The sequence below is a fragment of the Burkholderia sp. BCC1977 genome (genome assembly GCF_905339595.1).
GTDB lineage: Bacteria > Pseudomonadota > Gammaproteobacteria > Burkholderiales > Burkholderiaceae > Burkholderia.
In genome coordinates, this window is the sequence record NZ_CAJPGQ010000041.1 from 19,545 (window position 1) to 43,741 (window position 24,197).

17 protein-coding genes are annotated in these 24,197 nt (G+C 64.7%); 12 read left to right on the top strand and 5 right to left on the bottom strand.

The annotated features are described in order from the left end of the window. Window positions 1-2: 2 nt before the first annotated feature. Genes U5771_RS27225 through icmH form a run of 6 tightly spaced genes read left to right on the top strand, consistent with a single transcriptional unit; the run spans window position 3 to window position 9,780 of the window. Window positions 3-1,649, top strand: coding sequence for a tetratricopeptide repeat protein (locus tag U5771_RS27225; protein ID WP_322026842.1), 1,647 nt, complete (start codon window positions 3-5; stop codon window positions 1,647-1,649). 11 nt (window positions 1,650-1,660) lie between these two features. Continuing rightward, a complete protein-coding gene (locus U5771_RS27230) occupies window positions 1,661-2,785 on the top strand; it encodes a DUF6396 domain-containing protein (protein WP_322026843.1) in 1,125 nt (374 codons plus the stop codon). Between the two features lie 54 nt (window positions 2,786-2,839). Continuing rightward, window positions 2,840-3,103: a PAAR domain-containing protein gene (locus tag U5771_RS27235; RefSeq protein ID WP_322026844.1), complete on the top strand. Its 264-nt coding sequence runs from the start codon at window positions 2,840-2,842 to the stop codon at window positions 3,101-3,103. Between the two features lie 53 nt (window positions 3,104-3,156). Further along, complete coding sequence (tssL, locus tag U5771_RS27240) at window positions 3,157-4,419, top strand: type VI secretion system protein TssL, long form (protein ID WP_415859436.1); 1,263 nt, start codon at window positions 3,157-3,159, stop codon at window positions 4,417-4,419. Window positions 4,420-4,444: 25 nt separating this feature from the next. Next, a complete protein-coding gene (tssM, locus tag U5771_RS27245; RefSeq protein ID WP_322026846.1) occupies window positions 4,445-8,542 on the top strand; it encodes a type VI secretion system membrane subunit TssM in 4,098 nt (1,365 codons plus the stop codon). A gap of 20 nt (window positions 8,543-8,562) precedes the next feature. Beyond that, window positions 8,563-9,780 (top strand): type IVB secretion system protein IcmH/DotU, encoded by a 1,218-nt coding sequence (gene icmH / locus U5771_RS27250; RefSeq protein WP_322026847.1) that lies wholly within the window; start codon window positions 8,563-8,565, stop codon window positions 9,778-9,780. A 357-nt stretch (window positions 9,781-10,137) separates the two neighbouring features. Here the strand turns inward: icmH and U5771_RS27255 are convergent, their stop codons facing one another. Together U5771_RS27255 and U5771_RS27260 are read right to left on the bottom strand one after the other, a co-directional pair. Next, window positions 10,138-11,016, bottom strand: a complete 879-nt coding sequence (locus U5771_RS27255) for a MurR/RpiR family transcriptional regulator (protein ID WP_322026848.1) — start codon at window positions 11,014-11,016, stop codon at window positions 10,138-10,140. 178 nt (window positions 11,017-11,194) lie between these two features. After that, on the bottom strand, window positions 11,195-11,383 hold the full coding sequence (locus tag U5771_RS27260; RefSeq protein ID WP_322026849.1) for a hypothetical protein: 189 nt from the start codon (window positions 11,381-11,383) through the stop codon (window positions 11,195-11,197). Between U5771_RS27260 and ggt the strand changes: the two genes are divergently transcribed. Both ggt and U5771_RS27270 read left to right on the top strand, forming a co-directional pair. After that, window positions 11,382-13,133: a gamma-glutamyltransferase gene (ggt, locus tag U5771_RS27265; RefSeq protein ID WP_322026850.1), complete on the top strand. Its 1,752-nt coding sequence runs from the start codon at window positions 11,382-11,384 to the stop codon at window positions 13,131-13,133. The genes U5771_RS27260 and ggt overlap by 2 nt on opposite strands. A gap of 221 nt (window positions 13,134-13,354) precedes the next feature. After that, window positions 13,355-14,683: a dicarboxylate/amino acid:cation symporter gene (locus tag U5771_RS27270; protein ID WP_322026851.1), complete on the top strand. Its 1,329-nt coding sequence runs from the start codon at window positions 13,355-13,357 to the stop codon at window positions 14,681-14,683. Here the strand turns inward: U5771_RS27270 and U5771_RS27275 are convergent. Both U5771_RS27275 and U5771_RS27280 read right to left on the bottom strand, forming a co-directional pair. Then, window positions 14,680-15,069 carry a DUF3331 domain-containing protein gene (locus U5771_RS27275; protein ID WP_322026852.1) on the bottom strand — a complete coding sequence of 130 codons (390 nt, stop codon included), beginning with the start codon at window positions 15,067-15,069 and terminating at the stop codon, window positions 14,680-14,682. The genes U5771_RS27270 and U5771_RS27275 overlap by 4 nt on opposite strands. A 44-nt stretch (window positions 15,070-15,113) precedes the next feature. Then, entirely contained in the window at window positions 15,114-16,406 is a 1,293-nt protein-coding gene (locus U5771_RS27280) for an NAD(P)/FAD-dependent oxidoreductase (protein ID WP_322026853.1), read from the bottom strand. Between the two features lie 149 nt (window positions 16,407-16,555). On the opposite strand from U5771_RS27280, the gene U5771_RS27285 reads away from it, so the two are divergent. Next, complete coding sequence (locus U5771_RS27285; protein ID WP_322026854.1) at window positions 16,556-17,209, top strand: TetR/AcrR family transcriptional regulator; 654 nt, start codon at window positions 16,556-16,558, stop codon at window positions 17,207-17,209. Between the two features lie 211 nt (window positions 17,210-17,420). On the opposite strand, the gene soxR is transcribed toward U5771_RS27285, so the two are convergent. Further along, window positions 17,421-17,897, bottom strand: coding sequence for a redox-sensitive transcriptional activator SoxR (gene soxR, locus U5771_RS27290; protein ID WP_322026855.1), 477 nt, complete (start codon window positions 17,895-17,897; stop codon window positions 17,421-17,423). Between the two features lie 79 nt (window positions 17,898-17,976). Between soxR and U5771_RS27295 the strand changes: the two genes are divergently transcribed. Genes U5771_RS27295 through U5771_RS27305 form a run of 3 tightly spaced genes read left to right on the top strand, consistent with a single transcriptional unit; the run spans window position 17,977 to window position 23,877 of the window. Next, entirely contained in the window at window positions 17,977-19,197 is a 1,221-nt protein-coding gene (locus tag U5771_RS27295) for an efflux RND transporter periplasmic adaptor subunit (protein ID WP_322026856.1), read from the top strand. A gap of 13 nt (window positions 19,198-19,210) precedes the next feature. After that, complete coding sequence (locus tag U5771_RS27300) at window positions 19,211-22,384, top strand: multidrug efflux RND transporter permease subunit (protein ID WP_322026857.1); 3,174 nt, start codon at window positions 19,211-19,213, stop codon at window positions 22,382-22,384. Beyond that, a complete protein-coding gene (locus tag U5771_RS27305) occupies window positions 22,381-23,877 on the top strand; it encodes an efflux transporter outer membrane subunit (RefSeq protein WP_322026858.1) in 1,497 nt (498 codons plus the stop codon). The genes U5771_RS27300 and U5771_RS27305 overlap by 4 nt, the downstream gene beginning before the upstream one ends. Window positions 23,878-24,197: the final 320 nt, after the last annotated feature.

Consider the following 24,197-nt stretch of genomic DNA (forward strand, 5'->3'; position numbering starts at 1 on the left):
TAATGACTGTTGCGACTGGCCTTCTACGTTTCCTTTGCGCCACTCTGTTCTTGCATACTATCAACGTGCAGGCGGGGCCATTGACAACCTTAACAAATAAACTGACCACTGCCATGTCTGACCTGCCGCGCTACGAGAAGCTGCCGCTGTTCAATCCGCACCGCAAGGAATTCAAGTGCGTGTATCAGGATCAACACGTACCGCCGATCGATGTGCAGGCGGAGCAGTGGTTTCAGCAAGCATTGGCATTAGACGATCCGGACGTGTACTACAAGCGGCGCGATTACGCGAAGATTTACCAGCTATACGAGCAAGCGGCAGGACGTAACCATTGGAAGGCGATGCTCAATCTCACGGCGTTGATTTTGAGTCCCTATCCCGGTGTGCCGGAGCGCAATCCGGAAGTGGCGATCCGCTGGGTGGAAAAGGCGATGACGCTGGGTGTGCCGGATGCCTATGACCGGATGGGTGTGTACCACCAGAGGGGACTGGTCAAAGGCGGCAACGCGACGAGCGCGTATGCGTTTTTCCAGCGCGCGGCGGACATGGGAAGTCCGTCGGCTATGACGTTTCTCGCGAGTAAGCTAGCAGGGACATATGATGATCCGGGTGGCGAGTTCTGGGGGAATGTAACGGTTGCGACACAGATGCTCGAGTGCGCTTTGGCGCAAGGGTATGGTGATGCCGCGAACAAACTCAGCTACATCTATGCCCGACCGGGAACGCCACCAGCGAAGCGACGAGCGCTAGAGGTGCTGCAAGAGGGGGTCAGGCTTGGGAGTTCCAAATGTGCTAGCAATATCTTTACCGAATTCGATGGATTCGACTTGACCGACGGTAGCAATCTTGTCGGTTATATCGATCGAGCTCGTGCCGAACGGTATAGCAAGATTGCCCGAGTCTTGGAGCATTATCGGGACCGTCTCAAGCTTCCAAACCTGGACAAGGTTCTGCCGCTCCCCCCGACACCGCTGCCGAAATGGGACGGCGACGCCAAGACGTTGATCGATGCCGCCAAGGCGGTGTCACAGCCTCCAAAGAAAGACTCGGCATCCAAACTCGAAGGTCGAGCGCGTATTCCCGAGGGGCAGGGTGTCTTGCCACTTGAGCAAAGTCCCTATGCCGTGAGCGGCGACAAGATGGTGCCAGAAAGTGGCTACTGGCTCGCGCTTTACGGTTTGTCGACCATGCGCAAAGATCAACTGGAATTGGCTCGCCATGGCCATCCGGAACGCTATCGGGCTGGAGAACGTTTCGATCCGCCGCTCGTGAACTGGCTGGAAGCCGAGCAGGTGCAATGGCATTACTTGGGCGAATCGCGACCAGTGCCGCCGGGCCGATCGGTCTTTCTGGCGCAACTGCGTGATGCTGGATTTCTTCGGCAGGTCGCAGCGCACCCTGAAAAACTTTCATGTCACGGACTGGAACGGTGTCCGGCGGACGGTATCTGGGAGGCGCGTGTTGGAGCGGATCACCCGCTCACGGTTTTATACAACCGCTGGGACCAACAAGCCTTCGTGTTGAAGGGGCAGCCGTTTCCGAAACCGGCTGATCGTTACCTGGACATTGATCCAGCGCACGTGAAGTGGGTCTTCATGGGCAGCCCCAATGCACGAACGGACGACGGTTTCGAGAGGATTGTGCTGTGAGCGAGTCAGGAATGAGTGTGATCGGTCGGAGCTTGGGCGTCGTGGCTATGGGCCTGTGTCTGTGTGCGGTCAGCGTGCAGGCGGGACCATTGACTGCCTTGACCAACAAGCTGACCGCCGCCAAGTCTGACCTGCCGCGCTACGAGAAGCTGCCGCTGTTCAATCCGCACCGCAAGGAATTCAAGTGCGTATATCAGGATCAACACGTACCGGCGATCGATGTGCAGGCGGAGCAGTGGTTCCAGCAAGCACTAGCACTGGACGATCCGGACGTGTACTACAAGCGGCGCGATTACGCGAAGATTTACCAGCTATACGAGCAAGCGGCGGGACGTAACCATTGGAAGGCGATGCTCAATCTCACGGCGTTGATTTTGAGTCCCTATCCCGGTGTGCCGGAGCGCAATCCGGAAGTGGCGATCCGCTGGGTGGAAAAGGCAATGACGCTGGGTGTGCCGGATGCCTACGACCGGATGGGGGTGTACCACCAGAGGGGGCTGGTCAAAGGCGGTAACGCGACGAGTGCGTATGCGTTTTTCCAGCGCGCGGCGGACATGGGAAGTCCAGCGGCGATGACATTCCTTGGCGACAAACTTGGCGGAACCTATGACGCTCCAGATGGTGAGTTCTGGGGCAATCGTTCGATCGCCATAGAGATGTTGCAATGTGCGATGGCTCAAGGGTATGGGAATGCTGCTTATGAGTTAGGGTTCTATCAGCAAAGTGGCTATTCTGTTGAGGCGAAAATTCAAGCGTTGAGGAAATTTCATGAAGGTGTGAAATTGGGGTGCGCGAAATGCTCGAATAACCTCGCGTCAGAGTTTCGCGGATATGGATTGACTAGTGGTGAGAATTTGGTCGGTTATGTCGATCAGCCTCGTGCTCGACGATACAAGGAAGTCGGAAATGCGCTCGAGCATTATCAAGGCCACCTCAAGCTCCCGAACCTAGACAAGGTTCTTCCGCTACCCCCAGCACCACTACCGAAATGGGACGGCGACGCCAAGACGTTGATCGATGCCGCCAGGGCGGTGACGTCAAAGTCCGCGAAGGATGCCGTGCCCACCTTTGAAGTCCGAGAGCGCGTGTCGCAAGACGTCAACCATGGCCTTCATGTCGTGTCGGTGCCTTCCTGACCCCTATGCAATTGATCGGTTTCTTGATTCGGATTGGCTTCAGTGGAGAAAAACATGTCCAGACAGATCATTGTGGTCGGTGACACGCTGGCACCTCACGGCGGTGAGGTATTAACGGGAAGCGGGACGGACACCATCGAAGGAAAGGCAATTGCACGTCAATCCGATCTCGTTCGTTGCGTAGAGCACGGTGGGAATCGGATAGCAGAAGGCGATGAAAATTTCCGAGTCGATGGAAAGCCGGCTGCTCTTGAAGGCCATCATGCGAGCTGCGGATGCACGTTGGTCAGTCGCTTCATCACGTTATCGGTTTCTTGAGTGAAATCGATTTGCATGCCTATGTACGCATTATCATTAATCTACGTTTCTCCATGAGCACCCAATCAAGTGGAACGCTGGCGCCTGCTACCGGAAAAGCGCCGTCCCCGGATGGCCGGCATGAAGCTGCCGAAGCCAAGGCCATCCCGTTTCCGGAAAGACTGCAGGCGGTCCAGAACGCACGAAACCCGTTGCTGAAAGCGGCGAGCGTACTCCTGCGCGCCCAGGCGGATATGCCGGAGCATCTTGAAGAAAAGCAGATACTTCCACTACGCATGCTGCTCGAACAGGAGATGCGCGTGTTCGAGAAGCTATGTGAACAGGCGAATATTCGTCGCGACCATATGATCGGTGCGCGGTATTGCCTATGTACCGCGCTCGACGAAGCAGCGACGCAAACGACATGGGGCGATGAGAGTGCGTCGGCGTTCGAATGGATCAAGGGTGGTCTTGCGACCACTTTCCACGGCGACCTCAAGGGCGGCGACAAGGTCTACCTGCTGATCGGCCGCTTGCTCGAAGACCCTCACGAGCATCGAGACCTGCTCGAAGTGATTTACCGGACGCTCAGCCTCGGCTTCGAAGGGCGCTACCGGGGTGGAGTCGATGGCGCACGCAAGCACGACGCGATTCGCCAGCGGCTCTACAACGTCATCACGTCTCAACGCGAACCCGTGCCACTGACGCTGTCTCCCCACTGGCAGTCCAACGCAAGAGGCAAGCGTCTGTCGTTCTACGATTTTCCGGTGTGGATTACCGCGACGGTTCTGTCGGTGGTCCTGCTCGGACTGTTCGGGTGGTTCAAGTACGAACTGTTCAATCGCAGCGCGGACGTCCAGAAGCAGATCGCCGAGATCGCCCGCATGACGCCGCCGCCTGCACCGCCGCCGCAACTGCACCTCAAGCAGTTGCTCAAGGATGAAATCGCGACCGGCACCGTCAGTGTCGAAGAAGACGCTCGTCGCAGCGCCGTCACGTTCCGCGGCGACGCGATGTTCCGGCCCGGTAGCGCTTCGGTTCAGGCATCGATGAATCCGCTGATTTCGAAGATCGCGGCCGAGATCGCCAAGGTGCCGGGCAAGGTCACGGTTCTCGGCTATACGGACAACGTACCGATTCGCAGCCGTCATTTCGCGTCGAATCAGGCGCTGTCGGAAGAGCGGGCCACCCAGGTCATGCAGATGCTGCAAGCCGCGGGGGTACAGGCGAACCGCCTCGAAGCCGTCGGCAAGGGCGATGCCGATCCGATCGGCGACAACCGCACCGCGCAGGGGCGCGCGCAAAACCGCCGCGTCGAGATCGACGTCGCACGATAAGCCAGATCCGTTTCCGGAATAACACATGAAGAAGTTCCAGTTCCTGTCGTTTCTGGCCTCGCGCCAGTTCCTCGCGTTCCTCGCACTGATCGTCGTCGCACTGGTGATCTGGTTCGTCGGTCCGTTTTTCTCATTCGGCGGGCTCAAGCCGCTCGCCGGGGCCGGCATGCGCGTGCTGCTGATCGCGTTGCTGCTCGCCGGCGTGTTGCTCTGGCTCGTGGGACGGTCGATCAGCATCGTATTTGCCGCATTGGTTTGCCTGCTGATCTGGTACGCGGGGCCGCTGCTTTCGCTGGGTCACACGGCACCGCTTGAATCGGCGTCGGCCCGGCTCACCGCGATCGCACTGGTGGCGGGCATTGTCGTCGTCGTCGGAATGTTCCGCCTGTGGCAGAAAATGCGCGAAGACGATGCGTTCATGAAAAAGATGCTGCGTCTGGACCGGAAGAAAGCCGATTCACCGGCTGCCTCCCGTCTTCGGAACGTTGAAGGAGGCATGAAGAGCGCGCTCGCGCGGCTGAAATCGATGCGTACCGGCGCGCGCGGCCTCGGCAAGCTGTTCCAGGGCAAGCGCTATTTGTACGAGTTGCCGTGGTACATCACGCTCGGTTCGCAAGGGTCCGGCAAGACCAGCGTACTGATGAACGGTGGGCTCGCGTTTCCCGTTGCCGAGCAGATGCAGCGTGCTGCCGGTAAACCTGCTGCGGATGCTGCCGCAGTGGACTGGTGGCTGACGAACGATGCGGTGCTGATCGACACGACCGGCTACTACACGCGTCATCGCACATCGACGGTCGGGGGCGCGGATGCACTCGTCGTCGACGCGAACGAGCTGCCAGCCGATGCACCCGGCAAGGATGCCACCAACGCCCCGACGAGCACGGAACGTTCTGCCGATGCTACGCAACAGGAGGCCCCCGGGCAATCGAAAGCGGTCGCCGCCTCGAAATCGAGCGTCGATGTGGTTCGGAATCCTTCCGACGCGCCCGACCGTCCGCAGGAGATCGATCGTGCGGAATGGCTCGGGTTTCTCGGCATATTGCGCCGGAACCGGCCTCGCGCGCCGATCAACGGCGCCTTGCTGACGGTCGATCTCGCGACGCTGGCAAGCGCGGACGAACAGGCGCGCGTCGCCGAGGCTGCTGCATTGCGCGCACGGCTGGCCGAGCTGAGAGAGGGGCTGGGCATACGCTTCCCCGTGTACGTGATGGTCACGAAGATGGACCGCCTCGCGGGTTTTGCCGAGTATTTCGGGGCGCTCACGTCCGAGGGGCGAGCGCAGGCATGGGGCTTCACGCTCCCCTACGGAAAGGAAACGGTTGCGAAGGACGGGTTGCGCGCGCGTTGTCACCACGAGCTCGCCCAACTGGCGGAACGGCTCACGGGTTCGGTCGATACGCATCTGCAGGATGAGTACGATCTGGACAAGCGGCGCAAGCTTGCCGCCATGCCTGAAGCGTTTTCCGCGCTGCTCGGACCGCTGCTCGACCTGATCGACCGGGTGTTCCTCGATTCTCGCTACGACGACACCCAACTCCATTCGACGTTGCGCGGCGTGTACTTCACGAGTGCCCGGCAACGGGGTGGCGAGATCGTGGCGGAACGCCATACGGTCGTTCAACGTCTTTTGTCGACTCAGGACCACGCCCCTGTCGCACCGGTGCGTGCCGAGGGTAACCAGGGGTTCTTCCTGCACGATCTCCTGACCCGTGTCGTGTTCCCCGAAGCGCATCTCGTGAGTCCCAACCTGCGTTGGGAATATCGCTACCGGCTCTTGCGCCTGATCGGCCACGCGTTGGCGCTGTTGTTGTTCGTGTGGCTGGCGATTGGTTTGCGCGTGAGCTTCGGTAACAACAGCGACTATCTCGACGCGATCGGCCACAAGGTACAGGCCCTTGCCGCCCGCGTCACCGCGTTGTACAAGGCGCCTGAATTGCAAGCCGTGCCCGACACACTGACAGAGGCGCGCTATCTGCCCGCTTTTCCAGGGCTCGACCTGTCCGATCCGGACAGCGCGTGGCGCTATGGTCTCTATACGCCGACGGACATTGTCACTGAAAGTCGTCACACCTACGATGCGCTCGAAGACAACCTGCTGTTGCCGCAGATCGTGCGTCGTCTGGAAGACATCATGTCCGGTGCGATTGCCAACCAGGATCCGAAGGCCGCCTACGATGCGCTTCGCGTGTACCTGATGCTGTACGACAAGGCGAAGTTCGAGGCAGGCGACGTCAAGGCGTGGGTGCTCGACGACTGGGCGAAGAACGACAGCGCGACGGCTTTTGGCGGAAGGGCGTCGATGATCGACCACGTGCAACAGCTCTTCTCCGGGGAGCGTGTCGTGCAGTCTCCGCTGATCCGCAACGATGCGCTGGTACAGCAGACACGTGCCTTTCTCGATGGCAGCAACGCCACCGACCGTCTTTACCAGCGCGCAAAGGCAGCCATGCTCAAGGAGGCGCCCGATGAGTTCACGTTGCTGCGCGCGGTTGGCCCGCAGGCCGGCACGGTGTTCACGCGCGCGAGCGACGCACCGTTGTCGCGCGGCGTGTCGGGTCTCTTCACGTTCGACGGCTACCGGAACCTGTTCGACAAGCGGCTGCCTGAGTTCGTGCAGATCGCGCGCGACGACGACGCATGGGTGATGGGGCGCTCGTACCTGGGCGAGGCTCAAAAAAAAACGGCTGAGATTGCCGGTCATGCTGCCGGCGCGGACGATGCGTTGACCGACGCCGTTCGCCGCGAATACCTGATGGAGTACGCGCAGCAGTGGGAGGCGTTTCTCGACGACATTCGGACCGTGAGCGGCACGAGTCTCGCGTTCAATCTGAAGGTGCTGCGCAGCTTTGCCGCGCCCGATTCGCCGCTCGCGCGTCTTGCCCGCGCCGCGGTGCGCGAGACGACGCTCACGCAGCAAGCGGTTGCGTCGAACGGTTCACTGCTGCAAAAGGCTGCCGACCAACTGAACCAGAAGGCCGACAAGGCGCTTGGAATTCGGGCATCGGAGCGTGTCGAGCGGGAACTCGTCGACAATCGTTTCGCGGCGTTGCGCGAGGTCGTAACGGGAAGCGTGGATGCACGGCCTGCTGCGCAAGCGGCCGGCGCCCAGGCGGACAAGACGGGGCTGGACGGCATCGCCAACCTGCTGAACGACTATTACACGGCGCTGACTGTCGCCGATAACGCGCTGTCGAACAACAGCATGCCGCCGGCGAGCGACACGGCCGCGAAGCTCAAGATGGCCGCGGACACGATGCCTGCGCCGTACCGCGCGATATTGCTCAAGCTCGCCGCCGATGGGTCGCGCGAGGTCAATCAGGGGATCGGCCAACTGCTGTCGCGCCAGATGCAGGCCGTGGTTGGCGACACCTGTCGACTGACGATCGAAGGAAACTACCCGTTCTCGCCCGACAGCAAGCGCGACGTCGGTATCGACGACTTCACGCGCGTGTTCGCACAGGGCGGTGTGATCGACGATTTCTTCGTGAAGACGCTGGCACCGTTTGTCGATACGTCCGCAAAACCATGGCGCTATCGAACGCTGCCGGGCGCGACGGAGCCGGTGCAGGGGCCGAACCTTGAACCGTTCGAGCATGCGAAGGCGATTCGCGACATTTTCTTCAACGATCCCGGCCACAAGCAGATGATGTGGAAGGCCGACATCCGAATTCCGGAGCTCGCGCCGACGATCATGAGCCTCTCGCTCGACATCGACGGGCAGACGACGCTTTACCAGCACGGTCCGGTCGCGCCCTTCACGGTGACGTGGCCAGGGCCGCGCGGCGGCGTCCATGCCGAGATCACGGCCAGCCCGCGCATCCGGCCGGACACGTCGACGATTTCAACCGATGGCCCCTGGGCATTGATGAGACTGCTTCAGAACGGCCAGGTGGTCGGAACGGCCACGCCGGGCCGCACACGCGTCGCGTTCAGCTTTGACAGTCGTGAAGCGGTGCTCGACATCGCGAGCGCCGGCAGTGTCGCGAATCCGTTGACGAGCGACGTGTTGAAGACGTTCCGGTGCCCGGCCTCGATGGCAGTGTTCAATTTGCCGGATAGCGGGCCCCCGCCGGGATTGCCCCAGGGCATGTCGCCGATAAGTGCCGGAAGCGTTTCCCGTTGAATCGATGAGGGGCGATCAAGATGAGTCGCTTGACAGCCGATCTGCAAAACCATGGCGGGGTCCTGGCGTCACCGTCTGTCGCGATCAGGCTCAAGGTTGCGGAGGCGTCGATCAACCCGCTGCTCGAAGCAGCACGCGTCCTGCTGCGCGCATTGGCCGATCAGCCCGAATTGCTCGACGCCGACTCGGTCGCCCGGCGGCGACAGTGGTTGGAGCATGAGATCCGGCTCTTCACGAGAATATGCGGTGAACTCAACCTTCGGCCGGAGCATATCCGAAGCGCAAGCTATTGCCTGTGTTCGGCGCTCGACGAGGCCGCGATGCAGACGAGTTGGGGAAAAGGCCAGGCAACCGGGAGTGAATGGCAAGTCAACGGCCTGGCTACCGCGATGGGTCACGATCGCCAGGGCGGTGACCGCGTTTTCCAACTGATCGATGAGGCGTTACACGACCCGCGCGAGAACCTCGATCTGATCGAGTTGTACCAGAACATACTCGATCTTGGCTTTCGCGGGCGTTACCGATTCGCGCGTGAAGGTCAGAAGCGCTTGCAGGTCATTCGTGAGCGCATGCACGACGTGGTGGTGACGGGCGGGTTGGGCATGAACCACGTAAGGGGGCCGGTCAGGCAAATGCGACAAACGGTCGATCCGTGGGTGCGTCCCGTGGTTGTGCGCCGGGCGTCGCGCATTTGGGCTGTTGTCGGTATCGCCACTGCGTTGCTGTCGGGTGCCGCGGGATATGCCGTGGTGGACCATTGGGCCAGTTTGAGAGAGACGCGACGCGTGTCGCCGTTCGATTCGCTGGCTCGCAATCTGGAACAGCGGCTCCGTGACGATGTTGCAGCCGGGAATGTCGAACTGATCCGAGATCCTGTCCGCAATACCTTGACGCTGCGCTTCGGCGGCATGTTCGCGCCCGGCGGTGCGGCGGCGGCCCCTTGGGGGGCTTCCGTCGTGGCCTCGGCCGGACGGGAAATCGCGGCGATGACCGAAGGCGCGGTTGTCCGGGTGACCGGATTTGCGGATAGCGTGCCGGCCAATTCGGCACGTCACGTTTCCAATCAGGCGCTTTCCGAAGCGCGTGCCCGACATGTTGCCCGGATTCTTGTCGCGGCTGGCGTACCGGTGCCGAGCATCAACGTGGAGGGGCGCGGGGATACCGAGTCGCTGGCGGACAACGATACCGCTTTGGGCCGGGCCAGGAACCGTCGCGTTGAAGTGATCGTCTCGAAATGATGCGAAAAACATGCGGAAAAGTGATTCCGCTTTCACTGAATGTCAGGTGATGGTGTGGCTTGAGCGCGCTTGTAGACGGGACGATTTGACCGGGATGGGGAGACTTGAACCGGGCGCGCCATGGGATGACAACGCATCGACCTCGTCACTGGAAGTGGACGAGTGCGACGCTATTCGATCCCTGGAAATCATGCATCTCGACGATGTCGATATCGAGGTCTCGTTCGCGACACCGATCAGGAGAATGGTCGAGCGATGTGGATACGTTGCTCGGTCGAGGCAGGCGCAGGCGTGCCACCCTGGTTCGGTTCAGTCGCGGAAGATGATCGAGACAGCGGTGTACTGCGTCACCCCCGCTCACTCCGGCAAATCCCACCGATTCGCCTCCTGCTCGCTGTCGCCCGTACTGAGCCGCTCGATCTTCTCCATCCGCTGCCGCGCCAGCTCGGGAAGCCGGTTCGTCACACCGATCACCAGCGCTTCGGCAAGCGCGAGCGCGGGCACGTTGGTCTGCAGCATCGCGAACGGGCGCCCCTGGATCCGCAGCACGATCCCGGCGAACGCGCTGATCGGCGAGCGCCATTCGTCGGTGATCAGCAGCACGCGCACGCCGAGCTGGTGCGCGGCCTGCGCGAACCGGATGCTGTCCTTCTGATAGCGGCGAAAATCGAAAATGACCAACACGTCGCCGGGCCCCATGTCCGTCAGCGAGACCGACGCGAGATTCACGTTCGGCTCGACATACTGCACATGCGGGCGCGCATACGCGAGCGTGAACGAAAACAGCGACGCGAGCGGCGCGGTATAACGCCCGCCGCCGCAGAACACGCGAATATCCGGATCGGCCAGCAGCGTCACCGCTGCGTCGAATGCCGCCGCGTCGAGTCCCTCGATCGTGGTGGCGAGCGATTGCGAAAGCCGCTGGAAGATCGCCGCATGGCTGTCGCGCATCCCCGATTCCGAGTGGAACGCATCCATTCGCGCGAGCGGCGAATTCATCGCGGTGTCGATCTCGTCGTGCAGCGCCTGCTGGAACGACGAGTAGTTCGGAAAGCCGATCCGCACGACGAAGCGAAACACGGTCGGGTCGCTGACTTCGGCTTGCTTCGCGAAGCTCGCGATCGGCCCGAGCCCGAGGCTCGGATAGCGATCCAGCAGCGCGTGCGCGACCTTCTGTTCCGACGGCGTGAAGCTATCCATCTGGGATAGCAGCAACGCCCTGATGCTTGTCCCCATCGGGCACTCCCGCTTGCGCGTAGCTGAATGACAAACGGCAGACATGCGTCTGCCGGACTCCATCCATGTTAGCCGATCGACGCACCGCGGGCCGCGTGCGGCCGCAGATTAGAGGGGCGCATCGCACCGGGCATCGATCATTCATATGTGTAATAAAACGAACATACCACCAAGCCGGTCAGTGCGTGATTTTGCGCATTAATTCAGTAATAACCCTAGGTTTTGAGATGAAAATGCCGGTGCTATGATCGCGGCCTCGCCGGAATGTATTGTTCATTACATGCCGGATCAACAGCGTCGGCTCATCCTCGGGACGGGCCGCGCATCCCGGCATGCGCCCGGTCATTCGTCTGGAGGATTCCGTCATGAGGCGGCTCGTCGTACTCACCCTGTTGTCGGCCATGAGCGCAGGTGCGCTCGCCGCTTCGGAACCCGCAGTGGAAGCGAAGAACGGCATGGTCGTGTCGTCGCAGCACTTCGCGTCGCAGATCGGCGTCGACATCCTGAAGGAAGGCGGCAACGCGGTGGACGCCGCCGTGGCGGTCGGCTACGCGCAGGCGGTGACCAATCCGTGCTGCGGCAACATCGGCGGCGGCGGCTTCATGACCCTGCACCTGGCCGACGGCCGCGACCGCTTCATCAATTTCCGCGAGACGGCGCCGGCCGCGGCGTCGGCGAACATGTATCTCGATGCGAACGGCAACGTCATTCCGGGCGACAGCCTGTACGGCTATCGCGCGGTCGGCGTGCCGGGCACGGTCGCGGGTCTCGACCTCGCGCAGCGCAAGTACGGCAAGCTGACGCGCCGGCAGGTGATGGCGCCGGCGATCCGGCTCGCGCGCGACGGCTTCGTGCTGACGCGCGGCGATACGGACATCCTCGACACGACGATCAACCGCTTCAGGAAGGACCCGGAATCCGCGCGCATCTTCCTGCGCCCGGACGGCACGCCGCTGCAGCCGGGCGACCGCCTGGTGCAGAAGGACCTGGCGCGCACGCTCGAGCGCATCGCGGAGCAGGGCCCCGAAGCGTTCTATCACGGCGAGATTCCGAAGATCGTCGAAGCGGCCGCGAAGCGCGGCGGCGGGCTGATCACGGCGGCCGATTTCGCGTCGTATCGCGCGCAGGACATGGCGCCGCTGACCTGCACGTATCGCGGCTACGAGTTCGTGTCGGCGCCGCCGCCGAGCTCGGGCGGCGTGACGATGTGCGAGACGCTGAACGTCCTCGAAGGGTATGACCTGCGCAAGTTCGGCTACCAGTCGGCGTCGGTGGTCCACTACATGACCGAGGCGATGCGCCACGCGTACGAGGATCGCAACACGCTGCTGGGCGACCCGAACTTCATCGACAATCCGGTCGCGAAGCTGACGAGCAAGCAGTATGCGGCCGAGATCCGCAAGCAGATCAGCGGCGAGACGGCGACGGCATCGGTCGACGTGCAGCCGGGTGTCGGCGTGCACGAGAAGCCGGAGACGACCCACTACTCGATCATCGACCGCGACGGCAACGCGGTGTCGACCACGTACACCGTCAACGGCCGCTTCGGCGCCGTGGTGATCGCGCCGGGCACGGGCTTCTTCCTGAACGACGAGATGGACGACTTCACGGTCAAGGTCGGCGCGCAGAACCTGTTCGGCCTCGTGCAGGGCACGCGCAACTCGATCGCGCCGGGCAAGCGTCCGCTGTCGTCGATGGCGCCGACGATCGTGAAGAAGGACGGCAAGGTGTTCATGGTGGTCGGCTCGCCGGGCGGCTCGCGCATCATCACGATCACGCTGCAGACCGTGCTGAACGTGATCGACTACGGGATGACGCCGCAGGATGCGGTCGGCGCGCCGCGCGTCCATCATCAATGGCTGCCGGACGAGGTCTATTACGAGACCCGCGGCCTGTCGCCGGACACGGTCGCGATCCTGCGCAACATGGGCTACAAGATGGTCGAGCAGACGCCGTGGGGCGCCGCCGAGCTGATCATGGTCGGCCTGCCCGGCACCGAGGCGGTGAGCCACCAGAGTTCCGGCAACGACTCGTCGGTGTCCGGCAACGTGCGCGTCGGCTATATCTACGGCGTCAACGATCCGCGCCGCCCGGCCGGGTCGGCGATCGGGTACTGACCTGATCTGATTTGATCGCACCACGCTGAACGGTTGCCCCGGCGTTCGCCATCGCGCGAGCACCGGGGCAGCGCCAGCGCGTCCGTTCGCGGACTTCCGCAGTATCGAGCGTGGCGGGTGACCGGAATGCCGGGCACGACCGGCCCGCAACGCGCACCGTGGCACGGCACCGGCGCGCGCATGTCCTTCTTTCATTCCTGCACCGTGCGTCGAGTTCCGTTATGAACAAACGAATGTCTGCGGCAGTCTGGATCCTGCTCGCGATGGCGGCCGGCATCTTCATCGGCTACATGATCTACACGCAGTTTCCGGACAAGCAGTCGGCGACCGAGATCGCCGGCTACATCTCCCTCGTGTCCGACGTGTTCCTGCGGCTGATCAAGATGGTGATCGGGCCGCTCGTCTTCTCCACGCTGGTTGTCGGCATCGCGCACATGGGCGACGCATCGTCGGTGGGGCGCGTGTTCGTGAAGGCGTTCGGCTGGTTCGTCACCGCGTCGCTGATCTCGCTGCTGCTCGGGCTGCTGATGGCGAACCTGCTGCGCCCCGGCGAGAACCTCGGCCTGCCGCTGCCGGACATCGGCGCATCCGCGCATCTCGCGACATCGAAGTTTACGCTGAAGGATTTCGTCAGCCACATGGTGCCGAAGTCGATCGCCGAGGCGATGGCGAACAACGAGATCCTGCAGATCGTCGTGTTCTCGATGTTCTTCGGCGTCGCGCTGTCGGCGCTCGGCGAGCGCGGCAAGATCCTCGTCGCCGCGATCGACCAGCTGGCGCACGTGATGCTGAAGATCACCGGCTACGTGATGAAGCTCGCGCCGCTCGCGGTGCTGGCGGCGATGGCGTCGACCGTCGCGATCAACGGGCTGTCGATCCTGCTGAAGTTCGCGGTGTTCATGGGCGACTTCTACGTGAGCCTGTTCCTGCTGTGGAGCACGCTCGTGAGCGCCGGCCTGCTGTTCCTCGGCCGCCGCGTATTCAAGCTGCTCGTGCTGATCAAGGAAGCGTTCATGCTGTCGTTCGCGACCGCGAGCTCCGAGGCCGCGTATCCGAAGATCCTCGACGCGCTCGACCGGTTCGGCGTGCGCCGCAAGATCTCGAGCTTCGTGATGCCGATGGGCTATTCGTTCAACCTCGACGGCTCGATGATGTACTGCACGTTCGCGTCGCTGTTCATCGCGCAGGCGTACAACATCCACCTGTCGCTCGGCACGCAGATCACGATGCTGCTGGTCCTGATGCTGACGTCGAAGGGGATGGCCGGCGTGCCGCGCGCATCGCTCGTCGTGATCGCGGCGACGCTGCACCAGTTCGACATTCCGGAAGCCGGGCTGCTGCTGATTCTCGGCGTCGACACGTTCCTCGACATGGGCCGCTCGGCGACCAACGCGGTCGGCAACTCGATCGCCAGCGCGGTGGTCGCGAAGTGGGAAGGCGAGCTGATGTCGGAGTCCGAAGCGAACGCGCATGCCGCGCATCTCGACGCGGAACTGGAACGGCAGAACAGCGATCCGGCCTATGGCGCCGGTCGGGCGACGTCCGCTTAAGCGGCACACACCTCGTCGATGCACGCCGCCAGCACCATCGCGGCGGCGTTGCCCGGCGTCGAGCCGAGCAATTGCGGCGCATAGACGTTGTCGCCGGCGGCGATCGGTCGCCCCGACAGCGCACAGACGCCGCGCTTGCGCGTCGTGAACAGCCGCCACTTCTGGTAACCGTAGTGGCCGGTGCATGCGTCGCACCACGAAATCATCACGGTGTCGGCCGTGGGCCGCTCGAGCACGCTGATCGTCGGCTGGCTCGTCGCGTCCCACGACGGCAGGCGATCGCGCGTGACGCTGCGCCGTCGCGGTCCGGCCCATGAGACGGACGGCATGTCGAAACTGCCGATCGCGGCGACGGTCCTGAGCCAGGCGGCTGCACTGTTGTTCATCTCTGCTTCCTTCGAAACGTTACGCAATGCCGCGACCCGCGGCGTCACGACAGGCGGATGCGCGGCTGAACGCAGCCGTTGATCCGTTCGGCGATCCACAGCAGCGTCGCCTTGGAGAATCCGTGCAGCGCCTGCTGGTGGCGCCGGTACAGCATCAGGTGGCTGAATTGCGCGAAGCGCCCCTGGATGAAGCCGCCGCGGAAGAACCCGAATTGCCCGAGCGTGCCGAACGCGTCGTAGTCGCTGATCGACACGAGCGCGCCGAAATCGTGGAACGCGAACGGCGGCAGCGGCTTGCCGTCGAGCCACGCGGGCAGGTGCTTCGCGAGATGCTCGGCCTGCTGGGTCGCCACCTGCGCGGTGGGCGGCAGCGGCCGTTCGTGGCCGTCGGGCTGCAGGCTCGCGCAATCGCCGATCGCGAACACGTGCTCGTCGGCCGTGGCCTGCAACGTGGGCCCGACCAGGATCTGGTTCGCGCGGTTCGTATCGAGCCCGCCCAGCGCCTGCATGAAATCGGGCGCCTTCACGCCGGCGGCCCACACCATCAAATCCGCTTCGGCGAACGAACCGTCGCCGTAATGGAAGCCGTTCGCATCGGCCGCCGTCACGCGCGTCGACGTCAGCACGTGAAAGCCGATCTGCTCGAGCCTGCGCTGTGCCGATGCGGAAATCTTCGGCGGAAACGCGGCGAGGATGCGCGGGCCGCTTTCGAGCAGCGTGAGCTGCAGCCGCTCGCGCACCGTCGCATCGCCATACGCCTGCGCCACTTCCAGCAGCCGGCTCAGTTCCGCCGCCAGCTCCACGCCCGTCGCGCCGGCGCCGACGATCGCGACGCGAAACGGCTCGTCGCGCGCGATGCTGCGGAACACGCGCATCCGCAGCGCTTCGTTGAAGGTTTCGGCCTGTTGCTGGCTGTCGATGAAGTAGCAGTGCTCGCGCACGCCCGGCACGCCGAAATCGTTGGCCTGGCTGCCGAGCCCGAGGATCAGCACGTCATATTCGAGTTCGCGCGCGTCGATCACCCGTTCGCCGTCCTGCGAGCGGATCTCGCCGAGCTGCACGCGGCGGCGCGCGCGATCGAGCCCCTTCAGTTCTCCGGGCTGGTACGTGTAGCCGTGATCGCGCGCATGCGCGAGGAAGATCACCTGCTGTTGCTGCACGTCGCGCGTGCCGGCCGCGATCGTGTGCAGCATCGGCTTCCAGACATGAGTCGGGCTGCGGTCGACGACGGTGACCTGGGCGCGCCCGGTGCGGCCGAGACGTTCGCCGAGGCGGGTCGCGAGCTGCAATCCGGCGATGCCGCCGCCGACGATCACGATGCGGGTAGGGGTTGTCATGAATAAATCATCACGTGATGAATAAGGTATGATCCTAGCGCTTCCCGGCTTCGCGTGTCAACGGAGCCGGGCAGGCAGCCCGGTTTTCAGCGATGCGAAACCGGGGCCCGAACACGGGCATTCGATTCATTCAACGGGAGCAGGAAAACGTGGCTGAAGTCACTGAGCGCGCGCCGGCGAAACGGCGTACGCGCGGGCGGCCGCTGGCGGAGGCGTCCGTCGGACCGGACGTGATATTGCGGGCCGCGCGCCGCACGTTCGCGAAGCGCGGCTACGATGCGACGAGCGTGCGCGAGGTGGCACGCGAACTGGGCATCGACGCGGCGCTGATCGCCCATCATTTCGGCACGAAGGAGACCTTGTGGCTGGCCGTCGTCCAGCAGATCGTGGAGCTGGCCGAGCCGCTGTTCGATGCGTTGCGCGCGCTGCGCACGTCGTCATTGCCGCATCGCGAGCGCGTGCGGCGCGCGATCGAGCTGTGCGTCGATCACGAATTCGAGGAGCCGGACATCGGCATGTTCTTCTCGACGGCGGCGACCGAGGAGGGCGCGCGGCTCGACTGCCTGCAGCAGCGGATCGTGCGCCCGTATCACGACGCGATGTTTCCGCTGCTGGCCGACGCGGTCGAGGCCGGCGAGATCCGCCCGGTCGATCCGGACGTGCTGTTCTTCATGATCGCGAGCGCGGTCGGTACGACGGTGTCGTACAGCCATCTGATGCTGGAGTTCACGTCGCTGCCCACGCGGCAGGATGCGTTCCGGCAGGCCGTGCTCGACGTCGCGCTCAGCATCCTGCGTGTCTGAGCGCCGCGCCCGGCGTGAAGTCGGCGCTGCGCGCAGGCGTGATTGACCTGACGCCGATCAGGGTCCGGAGTGCGATTGTCACCAACCGTCAGCATTCGGGCAGACGGGCGACCTCACGGGCACGGCGATCGCGGTGAACGGCGGCTGGCGGGTCGGATGACACGAGAAACCGGCGCGGCAACGTGCATCGCGCCGGCTGCCGCCGCATGCGTCAGTCGAGATCGGGCGGCCTATCGCCGAGCCAGCGCCGTGCGCCGGGCCCGTTGCGCCCCGCGCGGTCCTCGGGATTGGTCAGCTTGCAGCGCTTCAGCGACAGGCAGCCGCAACCGATGCATTCGTCGAGGTTGATGTAGAGCCGCTGCAGCTCCTCGATCCGGCTCGCGACGCGCTGCTTCCAGCCGCGCGACAGCCGCTGCCAGTCCTTGTTGGTCGGCGCGGTGTCTTCCGGCAGGCTCACGAGCTGTTCGGCGATCTCGTCGAGCGTATAGCCGATCTTCTGCGCGAACACGATGAACGCGATCAGCCGCAGCACCGCGCGCGAATAGTGGCGATGGCTCGAGCCGTTGCGGTGCGACTTGATGAGCCCGCGCGTCTCGTAGAAACGCAGCGTCGACGCCGGCACGCCGCTGCGCGCGGCCACTTCGCGGATCGACATCAGCGGCCATTGCGGGGTTTCGTCGATACCCATGACGCCCTCCGGGAAAGCTTGACTTGAAGTTAACTTCAACTTTTATGCTACGCGGCAGTTTAACCCGTCGCGAGGCATCATGCTCTCCTTATCCCTACGCAGGACGTCGCCTTTGAGCGCGGCCTGCGCACTGCTGCTGGCGTTGTCGGGCTGTCACGACGGCAAAGGCGTATCGCCGGCCCAACCCCTTCCCGAAGTCGGCGTGACGACCGTCGCGCCGCGCACGATCCGCCTCGCGGACGAATTCAACGGACGCGTCGAGGCGGTCGACGCGGTCGAGCTGCGGCCGCGCGTGAGCGGCTATCTGCAGCGCATCGCATACAAGGAGGGCGACCTCGTCGCACAGGGCGCGGTGCTGTTCGAGATCGATCCGCGTCCGTACCGGATCGCGCTCGACCGCGCGAACGCGCAGCAGCAGCGGGCGCGCGCGGCCGCGAGCCTCGCGAACGTGCAGCTCAAGCGCGTGCAGACGCTGATCGATGCGCATGCAACCTCCCAGGAGGAACTCGACAACGCGCGTGCGACTGCCGAGCAGGCGCGCGCCGACCTGCAGGCAGCCGACGCGGCCGTCGCCGACGCGAAGCTCAATCTCGGCTTCACCGAAGTGCGTGCGCCGATCGCCGGGCGTGTCGGCCGCGCGATCGCGACCGCCGGCAACCTCGCGCGTGCGGACGACACGCTGCTGACGACCGTCGTGTCGCAGAACCCCGTCTACGTGTATTTCGACTGCGACGAGCAGAGCTACCTGCGCTACAACGCACGGCGTGCCGACCCGAAGCATCGTGCGATCGGCGCGGACCAGGTGCGGGTGGGCCTCGCGAACGAGACGGGTTTCCCGCACGCGGGTACCGTCGACTTCCTCGATAACCGGCTCGACCCGCAAACCGGCACGATCCGTGCGCGCGTGCGGCTGTCGAACGCGGACCATACGTTTACGCCGGGCCTCTATGCGCGCGTGCAGCTGGTCAGCAGTCGCGACCAGGATGCGCTGCTCGTCGACGACAAGGCCGTGCTCACCGACCAGGACCGCAAGTACGTGTACGTGATCGGCGCCGGCGACAAGGCGCTGCGTCGCGATGTGACGATCGGCCGTGCGCTGGAAGGCGAGCGGATCGTCGAGAAGGGGCTGCAGTCGGGCGATCGCGTGGTCGTCGACGGCGTGCAGCGGATCTACTATCCGGGCGCGCAGGTGAAACCGAAGGCGCTGCCCGTGCGCGCGGATGCCGGCTCCGGCTCCGGCACCGGCCCGGTCAGCGGTACGCAGGCCGTAGCCGACGCCGGCGCGTCGGCCGCGCATTGACGGGAGGCCCGCAATGGATTTCTCCCGATTCTTCATCGACCGGCCGATCTTCGCGGTCGTGCTGTCGATCGTCATCTTCGCGATCGGCCTGATCTCGATCCCGATGCTGCCGGCCGGCGAATATCCGGAAGTCGTGCCGCCGAGCGTCGTCGTGCGCGCGACGTATCCGGGCGCGAACCCGAAGGAAATCGCCGAATCGGTCGCCGAACCGCTGGAAGAAGCGATCAACGGCGTCGAAGGCATCATGTACATGAAGTCGGTCGCCGGTTCGGACGGCAGCCTGCAGGTCGTCGTCACGTTCCTGCCGGGCGTCGATCCCGACACGGCTGCCGTGCGCGTGCAGAACCGCGTGAGCCAGGCGTTGTCGCGCCTGCCCGACGAGGTGCGCCAGTACGGCGTAACCACGCAGAAGCAGTCGCCGACGCCGCTGATGTACGTGAGCCTCTATTCCCCGGACAACAGCCGTGATTCGCTGTACCTGCGCAACTACCTGACGCTGCATGTGAAGGACGAACTGTCGCGGCTCACGGGTGTCGGCGACGTCGGCCTGTCCGGCTCCGGTGACTACGCGATGCGGCTCTGGCTCGATCCGAACCGGCTTGCGTCGCGCGGGCTGACCGCGAGCGACGTGATTGCCGCCGTGCGCGAGCAGAACGTGCAGGTGTCGGCCGGCCAGCTCGGCGCGGAGCCGTCGCCGAAGACGAACGACTTCCTGTTGTCGATCAACGTGCGCGGCCGCTTGCGCACGGCGCAGGAATTCGGCGACATCGTGCTGCGCAACGGCGACGACGGCCAGGTCGTCAAGCTGTCCGACGTCGCGCGTGTCGAGCTCGGCGCGGGCGACTATACGCTGCGCTCGTATTTCAACGACAAGCACTCGGCGGTGGTCGGCATCTTCCTGTCGCCGGGCGCCAATGCGCTCGACGTCGCGAAGGACGTGTACGCGAAGTTCGACGCATTGTCGAAGCGCTTCCCGCCCGGCGTCGCATACCGGCCCGTGTGGGACCCGACGGTGTTCGTGCGCGATTCGATCCGGGCCGTGCAGCATACGCTGATCGAGGCGGTCGTCCTGGTCGTGCTCGTCGTGATCCTGTTCCTGCAGACGTGGCGCGCGTCGATCATTCCGCTCGTCGCGGTGCCCGTGTCGGTGGTCGGCACGTTCGCGTGGCTCTACCTGCTCGGGTATTCGATCAACACGCTGACGCTGTTCGGGCTCGTGCTCGCGATCGGGATCGTCGTCGACGACGCGATCGTCGTCGTCGAGAACGTCGAGCGCAACATCGCGCAGGGATTGAATCCGCGCGACGCCGCGCACCAGGCGATGCGCGAGGTGTCCGGCCCGATCGTCGCCATCGCGCTCGTGCTGTGCGCGGTGTTCGTGCCGATGGCGTTCATGTCGGGCGTGACCGGCCAGTTCTACAAGCAGTTCGCGGTGACGATCGCGATCTCGACGGTGATCTCCGCGATCAACTCGCTGACGCTGTCGCCCGCGCTCGCCGCGAAACTGCTGCACCCGCACGGCGCGCCGAAGGATGCGTTGACGCGCGCGCTCGATCGCGCGTTCGGCTGGCTGTTTCATCCGTTCAACCGCTTCTTCGAGCGCAGCGCCGATCGCTATCACGGCGTCGTGGCGCGCACGCTGAAGCGGCGCGGCGCGGTGTTCGCGGTCTATGCGGCACTGCTCGCGGCGACCGCGCTGCTGTTCAACGCGGTGCCGGGCGGCTTCATCCCGGTGCAGGACAAGCTGTACCTGTTCGCCGGCGCGAAGCTGCCGGAGGGGGCGTCGCTCGCGCGCACCAGCGCGGTGACCGAGCAGATGACGAAAATCGCGCTCGCCACCGACGGCGTCGAGATGATGCCGGCATTCGCCGGGATGAACGCGCTGCAGGGCGTGAATACGCCGAACCTGACGACGTCGTACGTGATCCTGAAGCCGTTCGATCAGCGTCACCGCAGCGCCGCGCAGATCAACGCGGACCTGAATGCACGCTTCGCGGCGATCGGCGGCGGCATCACCTATGCGCTGATGCCGCCGCCGATCCAGGGCCTCGGCAACGGTTCGGGCTACTCGCTGTACCTCGAGGATCGCGGCGGGCTCGGCTACGGCGCATTGCAGAACGCGCTCACCGCATTCCAGGCGGCGGTCGCGAAGACGCCCGGGATGAGCTATCCCGTCAGCTCGTACCAGGCGAACATCCCGCAGCTCGAGGTGAAGGTCGACCGGCTGAAGGCGAAGGCGCAGGGCGTCGCGCTGACCGACCTGTTCAACACGCTGCAGGTCTATCTGGGCTCGATGTACGTGAACGACTTCAACGCATTCGGCCGCGTGTACCGCGTGATGGCGCAGGCCGATGCCGGTCACCGGCAGACGGCCGCCGATATCGCGAACCTGCGCACGCGCAACGCGAAGGGCGAGATGGTGCCGATCGGCTCGATGGTGACGGTCGTGCCCGCGTACGGGCCGGACCCGGTCGTCCGCTACAACGGCTATCCGGCCGCGGACCTGATCGGCGACGCCGATCCGAAGGCGATGTCGTCGTCGCAGGCGATCGCGAAGCTGCAGCAGATCGCGAAGGACGTGCTGCCGCCGGGTATCACGCTCGAATGGACCGACCTCAGCTACCAGCAGGTCACGCAGAGCAACGCGGCGATCGTCGTGTTTCCGCTCGCCGTGATGCTCGTGTTCCTGGTGCTCGCGTCGCTGTACGAGAGCTGGACGCTGCCGCTCGCGGTGATCCTGATCGTGCCGGTGTGCATGTGCGCGGCGCTGTTCGGCGTATGGCTGTCCGGCGGCGACAACAACGTGTTCGTGCAGGTCGGTCTCGTGGTGCTGATGGGGCTCGCCTGCAAGAACGCGATCCTGATCGTCGAGTTCGCGCGCGAACTCGAAATCCAGGGCAAGGGTGTGATCGCAGCGGCGCTCGAGGCGTGCAGGCTGCGGCTGCGCCCGATCGTGATGACGTCGGTCGCGTTCATCGCGGGCTCGGTGCCGCTCCTGATCGGCGGCGGCGCGGGCAGCGAGGTGCGCGCGGCCACCGGCGTCACCGTGTTCGCGGGGATGCTCGGCGTCACGTTGTTCGGGTTGTTCCTCACGCCCGTGTTTTATGTGGCGATCCGCAAGCTCGCGGGTGGCACGCCGGCCGTCTGGAGCGAACAGCACGGCACCCTCGAAGGAGAAAACCGATGAGCGCCGCTTTCCGTCTTTCCGCGCTCGCGATGTCGATGACGCTCGCCGCATGCGCGGTCGGCCCCGATTTCAAGCGGCCCGACACGACGACCGCCGCGCGGTTCGCGCGCGACGCGCATCCGGCCGCCCGGGAGGCGTCGCCGCCCGATGCGTCGGCCGATGCCGATGCCGCGTTCTGGCGTGGCTTCGGCGACCCGGCGCTCACGCAGTTGATCGATGCGGCGCTTGCGGCGAACCAGGACCTGCAGGTCGCGGTATCCCGCTACGACGCATCGAACGCGCTGCTGTCGCAGGCGACGTTCGACCGCTATCCGACGCTCACCGCGAGCGGCCGGATCGGCCATCAGTTGACGAGCAAGGACCAGGCGTTCGGCGCGCCGCGCAGCCAGCGCGATACGCCGATCTCCAATGTCGGGATCAACGCGGCGTGGGAACTGGACCTGTTCGGCCGGGTGCGTCGGTCGATCGAGTCGCAGCGCGCGGAAACTGGGGCGAGCGCGGCCGACGTGCGTGCGGTGCGCGTCGCGATCGCGGGCGAAGTCGCGAGCACGTACGTGGATCTGCGCGGCTCGCAGGAGCGGCTGCGGATCGCACGCGAGAACGCCGACAACCAGAAGCAGACGCTCGCGCTGATCAATGCGCGCGTCGGCGCGGGACGAGGCTCCGAACTCGACGCGGCGCGCGCACGCGCGCAGTACGAATCGACGACGTCGCGGATCGCCGTGTACGAAGCGGCGATCGGCGTCGACGAGCACCGGCTCGCGGTGCTGACGGGACAGACGCCGGATGCGCTGATCGGCCGGTTCGACATCCCGAACGCGGTCGCGTCGAAAGGCACGCCGATACCGCTGCCGGCGCTTGCCGCCGACATCGATCCCGGTACGCCGGGCGACCTGCTGCGCAGGCGTCCGGACGTCGCCGCAGCGGAAGCGCGGTTGCACGCGGCGACCGCGCGGGTCGGCGTCGCAACGGCCGGCCTGTTCCCGCGCTTCACGCTGTCGGGGCTGCTTGGCAGCGCGACGAGCAGCTACGGATTCTTCCGGGCGGGCAGCGACACGAACCTGATCGCGCTCGGCATCGACTGGTCGTTCCTCGACGTCGGCCGCGTGCGCGCGCGGATCGCGGCGAGCGATGCGGAAGCGGCCGGCCAGCTCGCGCAGTATCGGCAGACCGTGCTCGGCGCACTGGAGGAAACCGAGAATGCGCTGCTGCGCGCCGCCCGCACGCGGGACGAGACCGTGCACCTCGTGCGGGCGGCGGACGACAGCGCGCGCGCGGCGCAGCTTGCGCAGACGCGTTTTTCGGCCGGTGCGATCGACTACTACGAAGTGCTCGACGCGCAACGGACGCTGCTGCAGGCGCAGGATGCGGCGGCCGACGGGCGCATGCGCAACGCGGCGTCGACGGTCGCGCTGTACAAGGCGCTTGCGGGCGGCTGGCCGGCGGGAACGGCACCGCAAGCACCCGGTCCGCTTGCGCGGTCGGGGCAGTAGGACGCGGGTCGCGCGGCGGTCAGGGCGTTGCGTCCGCCTGCCGTGCGCTTGACCTCGCATCGCCGGTTCGGCGCTCGCACCCCCGTCGCCGGCCCGCAAGGGCGTTGCATGGATCGACGACGGTCGATGCGGCGCCGGTCCCGCGGATCGGCATGGCGCTCGGCGCGCCAACCAGCCGATTTCCTGCCGCGAAACATTGTTCTCCTTCGTCGTAAACGTCTCGAATGCGTGATATTTGCGCTGCCCGATCCGGTTTAGAGTGGCCGCGAATTGATGACGATGTGTCGTATGGCCGCGATTGCGGGCCGTACCGACGCACC